A 13,900-nucleotide genomic window follows, 5' to 3' on the forward strand; every position below is an offset into this window, starting at 1 on the left:
CCACACATCCTCCCCCATGAAAAAGCCCTCCTCGCCTTACTCACCCTCACCGCCTTCCTCCACGAGCCCCGCACAGGAGGTGAAGCCACTGAAGGTGCTCATGGTCTGCGGTGGCTGCTGCCATGACTATGCGAACCAGAAGCTCATCCTGGCGGAGGGCATCAGCGCCCGTGCGAATGTGGAGTTCACCATCGTGCATGAGGAATCACGCGTGAAGGATGACCGCACGCATCAGGTCAGCATTTACAAAAAGCCCGATTGGGCCGCTGGATACGATGTGGTGGTGCATAACGAGTGCTTCGGTGCGGTGACGGATGTGCCTTTCGTCGAAGGCATCGCCAAACCACACTTTGAGGGCGTGCCCGCCGTGATGCTGCACTGCTCCACGCACAGTTACCGCACTGCCAAAACCGATGAATGGCGCAAATGCGTGGGCCAGACATCCATGAGCCATGAAAAGAACCGCGACCTGAAGGTACGCAACGTCGCTGAGGCACATCCCATCATGAAGGGCTTCCCCAAGGAGTGGAACGACACCAAAGACGAGCTCTACAAGAACGAAAAGCTCTGGGAGAACTTCACCCCGCTGGCCTCGGCCTATGGTGAGGAAACCAAGAAAGACCACCACGTCATCTGGGTGAACCAGTATGGCAAAGGCAAGGTCTTCGGCACCACGCTGGGCCATGGCAACCACACCATGGAAGACCCGATTTACCTCGATCTCGTCACACGCGGCCTGCTGTGGTCCTGCGGCAAGCTGGGCGAGGATGGCAAGCCGCTCCCCGGTTACGAAGCGAAACAGAAATGACCCGCCAGCAACTCATCCAGGGCTCCATGCGGCAGGGCGGAGAAATCGCCGTGATCGTGCTGCTCGCCGCCGTGCTGCAATGGCTGTGGCCACAGGGCTTTCTCAGCATGCAGGGTTTTTGTCTGCTGGTGCTGGGCTTGGCACTGGCGAAGACGGTTTTCTTCTTTGTGGAAAACCTCACCCACATCCTGCTCGCCACACGGAACAACATGCCCTACCACCGCGTGCTAGGCCTCATGGGCGTGAATATGGTGCAGATCACGCTCTCCTTTGCGTTCGACTTCTGGTGCCTCAGACGGCGAATGCGGCCAACTTCAGCTCCATCAATGCGGAATGGAGCCGCGCGGAGCAGGTCTTTGAGTTCTTCTTTTTAGCGTGCTGAATTTTTTCCTTCTTCGGCTTCGGCGATGTCACGCCGCAGACAGTGCCAGCCAAGCTGGTGACGATGATGGAAGTGCTGCTGGCCTTTTTTTACCGTGATCTTTCTGCTCTCCGATTTCATCAGCCTGAAGGACAGCCTCCGCGCCGAGGACAAGGAAGCGCAGAAGTAAGCGGCACATGCAGTGAGAAGGGCTGCCCATTCTTGCGCAAGTGCCTAGTCCAGCACTAAAGTTCTGCCTTCATGCCTCTGTTCCCGAATTCCTTTGATCCAGGCATCCTCGTCTGTGGCACGGCGCTTTTGGCGCTGTGTGTGCTGTGTTGGCTGCTCGGAGTGGCACTCTTGCCCACGAGCGCGGCGGGGGAAGATTGGCTGGAGCGGCTCGCGCTGCGTATGGCGGCTGGAACGCTGTTTTTATCCGGTCTAGCGGCGCTTTTCGTCCTGCGCCGAGTTTCGTATGTCACGCTGATTCCGGTCATTCAGATCGCGATGGCGCTTTGGGCCTGGAGAAAAAGTGCCGCGAGCAGCCTGCGGACTGCTTTTTCATCCAAAGAACGCCATATTGCTCATCGGCGTGATCGTGGCCACTGCGGCCTTTGAGTGGTGGAACACGGGCTGGGTGGGCTGGGATGGGCGAGTGAGCATCTTGCACACGGATTATGGTCACTTTAGCAATCTCAGCCGTGGCCTGCTGGAGTCCCGTGTGGCGGATGGATGGAGCTCCACCCTCGGTGAGTATGCGGTAGGCTCCGCCGCGAGTCGGGACATCTGGTATCACTGGGGACCGATGTGGATCGCCGCAGCGCTCATCTCCCTCACTGGCATGATGCCGCTGGCGGCGCTGATGCACGTCACGGGTGCCTTGATGGACATCATCCTGGTGCTGACTGCGGGAGCGGTGCTGCGGCGCATCACCAGCATGTCACATGGGCGCAGCCTACTCATCGGCGCAGCTTCGCTGGTGAGCGTGCAGCCCTACGCCAGCTCGGGCAGCATTGGTTCGCGCCTCTCTGCCGCCACGGAGTCTCTGCATCTAGCGCGATTGAGTCTGGCTTACATGTTTAGCTATAAGCTGGAGGCTGCCGCAGCACTGGCAGCGCTGCTGTTTTGGCAAAAAGGCCAGGGCACCATGGCCACGGCACTGCTGGCATGTGCCGCGATCGCCTCGCCGCATGTCGTCGCTACGGGCGGGGTGATGGCAGGCGTGCTGGGCTGCTGCGCCGTGATCCGGCGTGATCGCGCCATGCTACGCCTCGCGGTGTGTGTGATCACTGTGCTCGTCGCAGCATGGGCCACGCTGCATTTCGTCTGCGGCGTCGGCTTGCCAAAGGCTGAGGGCAGCAAACTCATCGAATGGAGCCTCCAGCATCTCTGGACCACGCTGCACCTGGGTGTGCGTGACTGCGCGGTGGCGCTGATCCTCGGCGCACTCTCGCTACCCGGCATCATCACCCTCACGCGTGATCAGGAGGCCAAAACACGCCACATCGGCTGGATGGCGCTGAGTGCGCTGGTGGGCTCGTTTTTCGGATACCGACTGCTCGCTGGCGTGGCGGACAATATGCACTTCATCATCATGGCGCATGCCTTGCTGGTGATGCCTGCGGGCGTCTGGGGACTCGCGCTGCTCATCCAGCGTGCTCAGACGCCCTCTTGGCTGCGCCGAGTCGCGGCACTACTCATCGTGATCGGCACCATCATGGGCGTGGCAGATCCGAAGCAGCAACGCAGCGTGTATGAACGCCCCTGGAGCATCGAAGAACTCGATACCGTCAAAAGCTCTCGCAGGCCGTGCCGTCGGTTATTTCGCCAAATCGGATGGAGGCTGGTGGCTGCCCATCCACGGCTCTCTGGCGGCCACGCTGGAGGCACGCTGCATCCGTATCGCTCCCATGAAGTCAGAGCTCCGCGGCGGCACTGGCGTGGCACGCTACTACGGCGTGAGTCGTCCCTTGGAGCTCGTCCCGCCGCGGCCAGATGAAAATATGGACGCATGGTCGTTACGCTTTGCCCGCCATGTCGGCATCGATTACCTCATGGAATGCGGGAAAGACACGCTCCCTCCCTCGATCAAAGCGCAATCCCGCGAAATCGCCCGCATCCCCGGCCTGGTCCTCTACAAACTGCCCGCGGTGAAGCCATAAAGCACCCCTCGACATCAGTCGTCCGCATCCCACTCATCCCTCGTGCCCGAAGAAGCCCCCTCCACTGACCATCAGCCCATCCACGATGCCCGCGAAGCTCTGAAGAAATACTTTGGCCATCGTGAATTCCTAGATGGTCAGGAAACCGTGATGGCCCAGGTATTAAGCGGACGCGACACCATGGTCATCATGCCCACAGGCGGCGGTAAGTCGCTCTGCTACCAGCTCCCCGCCATGGTCATGGACGGCGTCACCATCGTCGTCAGTCCGCTCATCGCACTGATGAAAGACCAGGTCGATGCCCTGGAGCGACGCGGCATCCCCGCCACCGTCATCAACAGCACCCTCACCCTCGCCGAGCAGCAAGAGCGCATCGAAGCACTCAAGCGTGAGGAGTATAAACTCGTGACGTGGCCCCAGAGCGCTTCCGCAGCCGCATGTTCACCAATGCGCTACGCGGCGTGCAAATCGCACTCTTTGCCGTCGATGAGGCGCACTGCCTCGCAGTGGGGCCATGACTTCCGCCCCGACTACATGCGCCTCGGCGAAGCGCTCGACAGGCCTGAAAGACCCCAAGTCATCGCTCTCACAGCTACCGCCACGCCTGAAGTCCGTGCCGACATCGCGAAAGTGCTGCAACTGCGTGATCCCTTTGTCGCCATCCGTGGATTCGAGCGGCCGAACCTCAGCCTGAACATCCTCCAGACCAAATCGAACGCCGATAAATACGAGCGCCTCATCAAGCTCATCCAGCAGCACAAAACCGGCATCATTTACTGTCGCCTTCGGCATGGGCATCGACCGCAGCGACGCCGATTTGTCGCCCACTTCGATGTCCCTGGCAGTGTGGAGGCCTACTATCAGGAAGCAGGCCGTGCTGGACGTGATGGCGAGCCCTCCCAGTGCGATCTGTACTTCAATTTCGCGGATACTCGCACGCAGGAGTTCTTCATCGAAGGAGCGAATCCATCTCCCGAAATCATCCGCCTCACCTACCAGGCGCTTTTGAACCGCAGCGATGCCGCGCACGAGGTGCATGCCAGCATCGACGACATCACCCAGTTCGCCGGTGCGAAAAACAGCATGTCCATCAGCTCCGCGCTGAGTCTGCTCAGCCGCATGGATGTCATCGAGCGATTCGACATCCCAGGGAAGCGCATTCGCGGCACGCGGCTCCTCCAGCCCGATCTCAAAGCCAGCAAACTGCCGCTCGACCTCAAAGCCCTCGCCGAAAAAGACCGCCGCGACCGTGCCAAGCTCAAAGCCATGATCGAGCTCTGCTATGACGACAAAGCCTGTCGCCAGGAGCAAATCCTGCGCTACTTCGGCGAGACAGAAAGCACCCCCTGTGGCTCCTGCGATGTCTGCCGTGCTGAAGGCGTGCAGCCACCGCGCACCGGCACCGAGCAAGAGGTCACCATGCTCCGCCAGGCACTCAGCGGCATCGCCCGCATGTCCATTCGCCGCGCAGATGGCACCTGGGAGGGCCGCTTTGGCAAAGGCCGCATCATCAATATGCTCGTCGGCAGCAAATCGAAAGACATCGTCGATGCAGGGCTCGATCAGCTCACCACTTACGGCTTACTCAAAAAACATCCGGCACCCAGGCACTGCATCCTCTCTTCGTGGAAATGGAGAAGAATGGCCTCCTCCTCACCGAAGGGGACGAATACCCGAAAGTCACGCTCACCAAGGCTGGAGCCGCCGCCATGAAAAATGCGGATGACATCAAGCTCCGCTGGCCATCCATGATGCAGGCCACCAAACCATCGAAAACCAGCAAGACGGCCAAAAGTGAAGAATTCGCCGCCCGCGAGCTGGGCTTCGATGAGGCTCTGTTTGATAAGCTAAAGCGCCATCGCAACGCCTTGGCTCAATCCGAAGGCGTCCCCGCGTATGTCATTTTCAGCAATCAAACGCTGGAGTTCGCGACCCGCCTCAAACCCAAAACCATCGCCTCAGGCCGCGAAATCCGCGGAGTCGGCGACAAAAAGGCCACGACTTACCTGCCTGAGTTTATTCAACTCATCACCAAGCACGACGCGGGCTAAAGGGCATCGAGAAGGTAGCGTGAGGGCTGGAAGTGCTCGATGAGGACGGTGGTGACTCCATCGCGGTGCATTCGGGCCTGTTTGATGTCAAAATTGGGCGTTTATGCGGAGCGAAGAGAGGATGTCATCGTGCGTGGCGTTCTGGTGGCGCTTGAACTGCGCAGGCGTGATGTGGCCGCCGAGGTGGTCGTCACGCCCCGTGGCCTGATGGCATGTGCCGAGCACTTTTTCGTCCTGAATGTCCGCGCCGGAGACGGGGGAGGACTTGGGTGCCGAATCCGAGCCCTCCGAGCACGCCGGTCGAGGATCATCGAGGAGTTTCCGCATTGTGCTCGTCGATGGTGGACTGAACCCTTCGATGAGCTCTGCCCGGATGATGCGACCGCCGGTGACCGTGAGCTTGCCGGAGTGTGCCGTCTTCGTATTTCAGCGGGAAGGTGCCCTCTGCGCCGGTGGGGACGAAATAGACCTCTCCGGCCGGTAGATTGGCGATGTCGGGCATGTCGCCTTGGCAGAGGCCGTGGCTCTTCTGCGCCTCTTGGCGGCTCAGATCGAGGTGGATGGACATGTCTGGGCCGTTTTCGACGGTAAAGTCGATCCTCGACCCAATCAGCACGCGTCATGGCGAGGCGTAGTTTTCCGCGTCGCGGCTGACGTCTTCGTAATCGACGGCCAGGCCGGAATGAAGGATGACATCATTGACGCCATGGAGTGTGGCTCCACGGAATCCATACTGCTTGGCAAAGGCAGTGAGCGGTGCCGTGGCGGAAAAGGTGGAGATGCAGAGGATGATGTCGTGATGGGGATAGACGTCATGCTCCCAGACTGAGCTCTGTCCCGCTCATATCGACGCAGCGGTCTGGGAGGTCGAGATTGCTGCCGGTCGTTTGCATATAGGCATAGATCTCACCACCGGTCAGTCCCTATGGCGACGCCGTTCTTGAGACCGAGGTGAAAAAGTGCTGGTAAGCACGCTGCTGCACGGCGCGGGCGGGATTTCGGAGAAAGGACATGTTTTTGGCCTCATCGGGATCAGGCAGGTCGATGAGGATGCAGATATTCCGACCCTCTGTGGGCTTAAAAAAACGGTGCTCAACAATCGAGATAGGTCGAACTGGAGAAAGGTGCGCTCAATGGCGGCGGATTGGACGGTTTTCCTGCGTTTTGGGGGCTGGTTGGGTGGCGAGATACGCTGTGAGCGGCGGCGTTGCAAATGACGCCTTGGCGATGTCTGTGGCGGATACTGCGACAGGTTGCTTTAGCCGGCGGCGAACTGCTCCCACAGTAGTTTTCCACCATGGTGAAGACGACGGCGATGAAGATGATGCGGATGAAACCGGCACCATGCCGGATGGCCATGCCAGCACCGAGTCGGCCACCGATGAGCTGCCCGGCGATCATAGCGGCGGCGATTTTCGTAGTTCACACGGGCAGAGAGCACAAAGACGATCAGGAGGCGGCATTGCTGGCGAGATTGACCACTTTGGTGAAGGCGGTGGCGCGTGTCAGCTCTAGCCCGAGCAGGGAGATGCATGCCAAGGCCGGGAAGGCGCCTGTGCGGGACCAAAGAAACCATCGTAGAATCCCAGCACGGAGCCTGCGGCACAGGCGAAGGCGGCCAGGCTCATCCGCGCCTGCGATGCGGTCTTTCCCAGGCCTGGACTGAGCAGCACGTAGAGGGCGATGCCGAGCAGCATCCATGGCACGATGAGCTTCAGCACGGCATTGCTCAACTGGGTGACCGTCCATGTGCCCAGGCTGGCAAAGAAGAAGGGTGACGACGATGGGCAGGCGCATCTGCGGCCAGTCGATGAAGCCTGCCCGTGTGTATTTCCGCACGGCCATGAGGGTGCCCCAGGTGGACTGCTGATTGGTGCCCAGGGCCATCTGCGGCGTCAGCCCAGCCCACAGAAGCGCGGGGACGGAGATGAGCCCGCCACCGCCTGCGATGGAGTCGATGAAGCCAGCGCTCAAACCGGCGCAGAAGAGCAAAGGAGCGTTTCCCAGGTCACGAGCAGCGATTCGGCAGCATCCCGCCCTTACGGCAGTTTTGGCTTCACACGAGTGGTGCCATCTTTTTCGACGGGATAGACGGCATTTTGCGCTTCGAGCCCGGCGATGAGTTTTCCATGGAGGCGCTTCAAATCGGCGGGATGGGACTGGGAGAGGTCTTTTTGCTCGTAGGGGTCTGTTTCGAGGTGAAAGAGCTGGTAGTGGCTGCCACCAGACACCTCGGTGGGGAAGTAGTGGTAGATGACTTTCCACGCTCCATCACGGTAGGTGGTGAAGTAATGGGAGCGATGCGGTGCATGCGGGTAATGCATCAAAAGGTCTCTTCGCGGCCTGCATCACGCTGACCGCTGAGGAGGGAGCCGAGCGCACGCCCGTCGATGACATGGGAGGCCGGTTTTTCCACACCTGCGAGGCCTAGCACGGTGGGGAAAATGTCATACACGGCAGAGAGCTGGCTCTGCACAGCACCAGGGGTGATGGGGAGGCTTTTTGATGTGCATTGTCCGCAGCGCTTTTCGCCCAAGCAGCAATGAAGGGCACGCGGACGCCGCCTTCGTAATGGGAGCCCTTTTTGCCACGCAGAGGCGCTGCACAGGCCACGGCATGCTCGTGACCGAGCGGGGCATCACTGCCGTTATCGCCCAAAAAGATGACCAGCGTGTTTTCCGCGACTCGAGGACTCCAAGTGGTCGAGCATGTCGCCGAGGGATTTGTCCATGCCTTCGATCAGGGTAGCAAAGGCCTGCGCTGGAGCTTGCTTGCCAGAGCTGGCGTAATTCGCGGCGAATCGGCTGTCGCTGTTGAAAGGCGCATGCACGGCATATTGCGGGAAGTAGAGGAAGAAGGGCTTTTCGGCCTGCACGGCATTCGTGACGTGCTTTTGGCCTCCAGAGTCAGTGCCTCCGTGAGGAAGATGTCCTGGCCGTGGTATTGCTCCAATCCAGGCACGGCATGGCTCGAGCGGGCAGCTTTGCCTGGGGCTTTTTTCTTGCCCTTGCCCTTCCCGCCGAAGTTTTCGGTGCCGTAGTAGCTAGCTGGAGCACCGATGGAAGCCCCGCCGACATTCACATCGAAGCCGAGATGGATCGGATCAGCCCCCTCGGAGCCTGCGGGGCCGAAGTGGCCTTTGCCGACGTGGATGGTGCGGTAGCCCGCGCCCCGCAGCAGAGCTGGCAGGGTGACATCCCCTTTCTTCAGCCCGCGCCAGTTCCAGTCGGGTGCACCTTGAGGGCCGGCGTTGTCCTTGTCGGGGTTGATCCAGTTGGTGGTGCGGTGGCGGGCGGCGTTTTGTCCGGTCAGGATGGAGATGCGCGTGGGTGAGCACACGCTCATGGCATTGAATTGATTGAAGCGCACCCCACGGGCCGCGAGCCGCTCCATATTCGGCGTGCGGTAGTACTCATTGAGCGGGTGCTTCACCGGCTTGCCATCCGCCCCAGTCAAAAACGGCACCGAGGTGTCCATCACACCCATGTCATCGACGAGCATGAGAAGGATGTTCGGAGGCGCGGCATGCAGCACCGCATGAAGAGCAAGAAAAGCGACAAAGAAGCGAGAAAGAGACATGGCAGGCAACGGAACGCAGGCTGGGCTGGGATTCTTCGCATGGACAACAGTTCAAAAGCTGTAACGCGCAACGGAGAGCCTCTCGGATAACAGCTAAAGTTGGTGCCGAAAACCGCCCGACGGGTCCTCAAGCTCGTGATGCTGCACAGCCTGCAAGCCTTGAATATTCGCATAGCTCAACCTCGTAGGAAGCGAACTCGCGGGCACGGCATTTCACGGAGGAGGCTAGTTGCCGAAGGTTTCACCTCTCGCGGATTGGGGATGATTGTTTGCTCTGGTGTGATTGTGGACTGGACAGGAACTGGACGAACTGTTTTAAGTAATCGGATGTTTTTGAGCTTCATTCCAGGTCTGGGGACGCCGTGTCCGGCGCTCTTTTGGCGGCGCTGACAGTCGGTGGTGGACTGGTGGTATGGGCGGAAAAAATGGCCGAAATGTCCGCTCAGGCGGCTGCGGAGCTTGATGGTTTGCGCTCTGAGTCTGATGCGGCAAGGCGTTCTGCTCAGGCAGATGCCGATCAGGCGGCTGTAGAGGCGAAACGGCGACTGGATGAGTCTGGGGCGAGGTATGAGGATCTGGACTCTCGCTATACGGCGCTAAGCGAATCGGCGGAACGTCGTCAAAGGGATGCGGAACAGCGCATTGCTGCCTTGGAGGCTGATTTGACTGCTACGCGTGAAGTCGCGGCGAAATTGGCCCGACGCTGGATCGGATCAAAGATCTTGAGATGGCGCGAGCGCCGAGCAGGCCGTGTGCGGGCACTGGATCAGGCTATGGTGGCCCAGACTGCGCGGGCGAGTGATCTGGATCGGCGATTGGCAGAGGCGCAGGAGTTTGGAACACGTACCAAGAAGGATCTCGATGAGCGGGATGCGGAGCTGAAACGAGTGGTGAGTGAGCATGAAGCTTTTCTGGCTGAAGGTGGTTTGCAGAATGAGCTGAACAAGGCTGTGGAATCGAGGGTTCAAAGTGAGGCGAAGCTCGCTCAACTCCAAAAGACGCTCGCTGCGACGGAGAACCGACTGGCGATGGTGCAGAAGGAATTCATGACGGCGGTGGGGGTGCCGAGTGCGCCGATCAAGACGGTGGAGGTGGTGCGGGCACCTGCTCCAGCGCCACAGGGCGCGGGTGGGGATCGACGTGTGAAGGAGCTGGAGGAGAAAATCGCCCAATTAGAGGCGGATGCTCGGAAGAAGGCCCGTGAAGACGGTTACAAGATCGCGGAACTAGAGTATAAGCTGGCAGAAATGGTCGATAAGAAATAACCCCGCAGCATGGATGCATCACTTTCTAGCGGAGGGCCAGGATGACGGTGGCAGCTACCACGGGGCTGCTGGCGCGATTTCACTGGCGGATGCTGGTAAACAAGACCGTGCATGGCCTGCGCCAGAACCGCCTGCTTGCGATCACGGTGGGGACGTTTTTGGCATTCTACGCGGTGGCGTCGTATCTGATGGTTCGGCGTGGCTTAGATTACATCATGAATATTCCACTGCTGGGGCCGCTGCTGGCAGAGAGGCTGGTTTATCTGCTGTTTTTCTTCTTTTCGTCATGTTGGTTCTCTCGGAATGCGACGATCACGGGTATGGGCTTGTTCCGGAAAGAAGGATATGGAGTGGCAGGTGGCGCTGCCGCTTTCTCCACGTAGTCTGGTGATGTGGAAGACGCTCGAGGGGATGTTGTTGGCGAGCTGGGGACCCGTGGTGCTGAGTGCTCCGATTTTGTTGGCGCTGGGCCGCATTTATGATGCTGGGGCGGGGTTCTTTCTCTCCACGGCTCCTGCTTTGATTTGCCTGGTGGGGATCGCGGCGAATTTATCGACATGGCTGCTCTTACTGCTGGTGCGGCATGCGCGGCGCTGGTGGTGGCGGCCTTTTGCTGCGTTGGCGGTGATGTTGCTGGGAGCGGCGTTGTGGGAGTTCATGACGTTCGATTTCAATGCAGTGCGCACGGGTGATGTGGCGATGGGAGTCACTGAAATCCTGAAGCACACGGAGATCTGCATGCATCCATTGCTACCTAGTTCTTGGGTTGCTGAGGCGGTATCTCGGACTGGGCGTGGCAGTATGAGCCGGGCGTTGTTTTTTCACCCAGTGCTGCTGAGTCATGCGCTGGTGGCGCTGGTGGTGACGGGGTGGATGGCGGGAAAATCTTCCCACCGGCGTGGGATCGCGTGATGAGAGGCTGCGCCGACTCGCCGGGCTGAAAATGCTCGCATCACAGCCGAGCCTGCTCGCGGATCTGAGTGGCTGCGCCGGATGCTGGCTCTGGATCGTGCCTCGTTCGCCATTTTGGAAAAGGAAGTGCGCATTTTTTTACGTGAGCCTGTGCAGTGGGGCCAATGCGCGATCATTTTCGGCCTGTTGCTGATCTATTCCGCGAATTTACGGCGCATGGGTTATGATCTGCAAAATGCCTTTTGGTCCACGGTGATCTGTCACTTGAATCTACTGGTCTGCTGCTTGGCCTTTCGACTTTGACGACTCGCTTTTATGTATCCGCAGTTCAGTCTGGAGGGGCGGAGGATGTGGATTTTGGGGCTCTCTCCCTTGCTGCTGCAGCGCATCCTCACTCTCAAGTTGCGCCTAGGGTGCGGGGTGTGCTGGCGCTGATGATGACACTGTTGGTTTGCCTTTCGGGCTTTCACTGGGCATGCCACCACAGCGTATGCTGTTCCTTGCGCTGGCGATGATGATGATGAGTTATGGGCTCACTTCACTGGCGCTGTCACTCGGTGCCTTGCTGCCGAATTTCCGCGAGGCGAATCCAGCACGCATTGTTTCTGGCTTTGAGGCACGGTCTGCCTGATCGGCAGCTTTCTCTACATCCTCATGGGGATGGCGCTGGTGCTGATCCCTTCCTGGCAGACGCTATCTTCGACGGAAGCCGCGATGCCGCCGCCGAATCTACCTTTAGAGGGACTAAGTCTGGGGCTACTACTGTTCATAACGGCAGTTACTGGGGGTTCCGTATTTTTTGCAAAAGCAGAATGAAAAATCTGGATTATTTAAGAGATCTATAATATCTAAGGCGCTGAATAAATAATTGAACGCCTGATATGACTCGTAAAGCTCCCGCATCTGCCACAGCCACTGTCGCTGCCCCAGGGCACCTTGAAGAGGAACTCCCTCCACTTCGATGACGCTCCTGAATTCCGGAGAACGCATCCTCACTGACGACGTCGATCACAAGGTCAAAGTCGCCCAAGAGCAACTCCTCCAACTCCGCATGCAGCAGGAGGAAATCGAGCGCCAAAAGCAGCACCTCGAGACGCTGCGAGTGAAGCAAGAGCGCTTCGTCGCGGGCAAACGTGATCTTTTGGAAAAAATCGCCCGCTCTGCGAGCAGCGTGGAGCGTGATCTCTATGACGCTCAAAAGCGTGTCGAAGAGCTCAGTGTCACTCATGACGACTTCAAACGCCACCTCGACATCCTCAAGAGTCTCCAGCCAGAAAAATGGCACCGGAGCCAAGTGGATGAAGAACTCGACCACGCCTCTGTGCCATCGAAGACGCTGAGGCAGATTATTCCAAGGGCCTGCGCAGACCTCGAGTCCCTGCGTCATCATGAGTCGAATCCCGTCGCCGCAGCGATGAGCCACCACGCAGCCACCCCTGCGACAGAGGCAGAGAGCACCGAGCATGCACCGGTGTATGCCACCGGCTCAGAAGAACTGATCATCTGGCTGCGCCGGGGCACGCCTTCACGGCGCGCCGATCGCCGCTCTGCTGTCGGCTTAGTGCTGGCAAACTGATGTTCTGACAGCGGTCCGTCTTTTTCCCTGAAACTGAAACGCCTCACCTCCCTTCTCGCTCACACCATGGCTCTCTTCTCTTCTGAAATCGCAAAGTGCGCTCACGCCGTCCGGAAAACCGCGACTGAGTTAGGACGAGCCCCCGCGCCGCACCTCACGAAGCCACGCAGCTTCAGCGTCAAGCCTCACGCGTGAACGAGGAGATCCACCGCCTGGAGTGCCTCATCGCTGATGCTCCGCGTCTGCAAAAGGCACACCGCTTGGCCACGCTGGACATGCTGCCACCGATGGAGTCTGCCCCCACAGCCTCACGCCGGAAAAAGAAGCTCACTCTTTCCCAGAAGAGCGTGCAGAACTCCCGCCGCCTCAGCCTCGCGATGGAGTGGCTGGTGGTGCTGGTGGTATCGCGGCCCTTAGCAGGCTGGATTCATCAGTGGATGCACCATTGAGTGACGCTGATCACTGAAATCCGCCTGCTCAATTCTCCGCCGGAGACTCGTCTGAGCGTTTACCCTTCATAAAGCGGATATCCTCTGCTCGATCAATGAAGACGGTGTCCTCGCAGATGTTCTTCGCGTGATCACCGACTCGTTCGAGAAAACGAGCGATGAAAATGAGGTGGATGTATTCCTTCCAAGGCCGCTTGGCGAGTCTCCATCACGGCGATGAGGTCTCGATCGAGCGCTTTTTCCGCAGCGTCGGTTCTTATCCATTTTACGAGCGGCAGCCGCGGCCTCGGAGTCGCCGTCGATGAAAGCCTGGATGCTAGCCTCCAGATTGCGGGCACAAAGCTCATACACAGGCTGGATGAGCTTCACCTCGGGTATCTCGGGCAGATTATTGATGATCCGGGCACGCTTGGCGATGCTGCTGGCCTGATCCGCGATGCGCTCGATGTTATTCGCCACACGGATGGTGCCCATCACGGCGCGGAGATCATGCGCTGTGGGTTGGAATTTCACCAGCACCTGCATGCCGAGTTTATCGACGGCTTTTTCCAGCTCGTTCACATCCTGATCAGCGGCGATGGAGGCATTGCAAAGATCTGTATCACGCTCGAGGAGGCCACGCAGAGCACAGGCGAGATTTTTTCGTGCCATGCTAGCCATTGCCAACACATCTTGGCGTAGGCGGTCCATGGAGGCATTGTAGGTGGAGAGGATATGGTCGTGCATAGTAGAGCGTG

The 13,900-nt window shown here is 59.1% G+C and carries 16 protein-coding genes and 3 pseudogenes; 14 read left to right on the plus strand and 5 right to left on the minus strand.

The genetic code is table 11. The annotated features are described in order from the left end of the window. Window positions 1-16 precede the first annotated feature (16 nt). From IPK32_15540 to IPK32_15565, 6 genes and pseudogenes are all read left to right on the plus strand, one after another. Entirely contained in the window at window positions 17-808 is a 792-nt protein-coding gene (locus IPK32_15540) for a ThuA domain-containing protein (protein MBK8093348.1), read from the plus strand. Then, entirely contained in the window at window positions 805-1,182 is a 378-nt protein-coding gene (locus IPK32_15545) for a hypothetical protein (protein ID MBK8093349.1), read from the plus strand. Before IPK32_15540 ends, IPK32_15545 begins: the two co-directional genes overlap by 4 nt. Window positions 1,183-1,430: 248 nt before the next feature. Further along, window positions 1,431-1,787 carry a hypothetical protein gene (locus IPK32_15550; GenBank protein MBK8093350.1) on the plus strand — a complete coding sequence of 119 codons (357 nt, stop codon included), beginning with the start codon at window positions 1,431-1,433 and terminating at the stop codon, window positions 1,785-1,787. After that, a complete protein-coding gene (locus tag IPK32_15555) occupies window positions 1,762-3,168 on the plus strand; it encodes a hypothetical protein (protein ID MBK8093351.1) in 1,407 nt (468 codons plus the stop codon). Before IPK32_15550 ends, IPK32_15555 begins: the two co-directional genes overlap by 26 nt. A gap of 4 nt (window positions 3,169-3,172) precedes the next feature. Then, on the plus strand, window positions 3,173-3,331 hold the full coding sequence (locus tag IPK32_15560; GenBank protein MBK8093352.1) for a hypothetical protein: 159 nt from the start codon (window positions 3,173-3,175) through the stop codon (window positions 3,329-3,331). A 150-nt stretch (window positions 3,332-3,481) separates the two neighbouring features. Then, window positions 3,482-5,382 (plus strand): annotated as a pseudogene (locus tag IPK32_15565) (RecQ family ATP-dependent DNA helicase). On the opposite strand, the pseudogene IPK32_15570 reads toward IPK32_15565, so the two are convergent. The 4 genes and pseudogenes from IPK32_15570 to IPK32_15585 form a co-directional block, all read right to left on the minus strand. Further along, a pseudogene (locus tag IPK32_15570) lies at window positions 5,379-6,571 on the minus strand (hypothetical protein). The pseudogenes IPK32_15565 and IPK32_15570 sit on opposite strands and share 4 nt — an antisense overlap. Further along, window positions 6,475-6,783 carry a hypothetical protein gene (locus tag IPK32_15575; GenBank protein ID MBK8093353.1) on the minus strand — a complete coding sequence of 103 codons (309 nt, stop codon included), beginning with the start codon at window positions 6,781-6,783 and terminating at the stop codon, window positions 6,475-6,477. The pseudogene IPK32_15570 and the gene IPK32_15575 overlap by 97 nt, the downstream one beginning before the upstream one ends. Window positions 6,784-6,831: 48 nt before the next feature. Further along, window positions 6,832-7,356, minus strand: coding sequence for a TSUP family transporter (locus tag IPK32_15580; protein MBK8093354.1), 525 nt, complete (start codon window positions 7,354-7,356; stop codon window positions 6,832-6,834). A 65-nt stretch (window positions 7,357-7,421) separates the two neighbouring features. Further along, window positions 7,422-8,961, minus strand: a pseudogene (locus tag IPK32_15585) (sulfatase). Window positions 8,962-9,323: 362 nt separating this feature from the next. Here IPK32_15585 and IPK32_15590 point away from each other — a divergent pair. The 8 genes from IPK32_15590 to IPK32_15625 all read left to right on the plus strand — a co-directional run bounded on the left by IPK32_15590 (window position 9,324) and on the right by IPK32_15625 (window position 13,163). After that, entirely contained in the window at window positions 9,324-10,226 is a 903-nt protein-coding gene (locus IPK32_15590; GenBank protein ID MBK8093355.1) for a hypothetical protein, read from the plus strand. Between the two features lie 47 nt (window positions 10,227-10,273). Next, window positions 10,274-10,609: a hypothetical protein gene (locus tag IPK32_15595; protein ID MBK8093356.1), complete on the plus strand. Its 336-nt coding sequence runs from the start codon at window positions 10,274-10,276 to the stop codon at window positions 10,607-10,609. Beyond that, window positions 10,572-11,138: a hypothetical protein gene (locus tag IPK32_15600; protein ID MBK8093357.1), complete on the plus strand. Its 567-nt coding sequence runs from the start codon at window positions 10,572-10,574 to the stop codon at window positions 11,136-11,138. Before IPK32_15595 ends, IPK32_15600 begins: the two co-directional genes overlap by 38 nt. 81 nt (window positions 11,139-11,219) lie before the next feature. After that, window positions 11,220-11,441, plus strand: coding sequence for a hypothetical protein (locus tag IPK32_15605; GenBank protein ID MBK8093358.1), 222 nt, complete (start codon window positions 11,220-11,222; stop codon window positions 11,439-11,441). Window positions 11,442-11,453: 12 nt separating this feature from the next. Beyond that, a complete protein-coding gene (locus tag IPK32_15610; protein ID MBK8093359.1) occupies window positions 11,454-11,573 on the plus strand; it encodes a hypothetical protein in 120 nt (39 codons plus the stop codon). A 40-nt stretch (window positions 11,574-11,613) separates the two neighbouring features. Next, entirely contained in the window at window positions 11,614-11,769 is a 156-nt protein-coding gene (locus tag IPK32_15615) for a hypothetical protein (GenBank protein MBK8093360.1), read from the plus strand. A 330-nt stretch (window positions 11,770-12,099) separates the two neighbouring features. Then, window positions 12,100-12,714 (plus strand): hypothetical protein, encoded by a 615-nt coding sequence (locus IPK32_15620; protein ID MBK8093361.1) that lies wholly within the window; start codon window positions 12,100-12,102, stop codon window positions 12,712-12,714. Window positions 12,715-12,905: 191 nt separating this feature from the next. Next, window positions 12,906-13,163, plus strand: coding sequence for a hypothetical protein (locus IPK32_15625; protein ID MBK8093362.1), 258 nt, complete (start codon window positions 12,906-12,908; stop codon window positions 13,161-13,163). A gap of 66 nt (window positions 13,164-13,229) precedes the next feature. On the opposite strand, the gene IPK32_15630 is transcribed toward IPK32_15625, so the two are convergent. Next, entirely contained in the window at window positions 13,230-13,889 is a 660-nt protein-coding gene (locus IPK32_15630; protein ID MBK8093363.1) for a hypothetical protein, read from the minus strand. Between the last annotated feature and the right edge of the window lie 11 nt (window positions 13,890-13,900).

The organism is Verrucomicrobiaceae bacterium (genome assembly GCA_016713035.1).
Classification (GTDB): Bacteria; Verrucomicrobiota; Verrucomicrobiia; order Verrucomicrobiales; family Verrucomicrobiaceae; genus Prosthecobacter.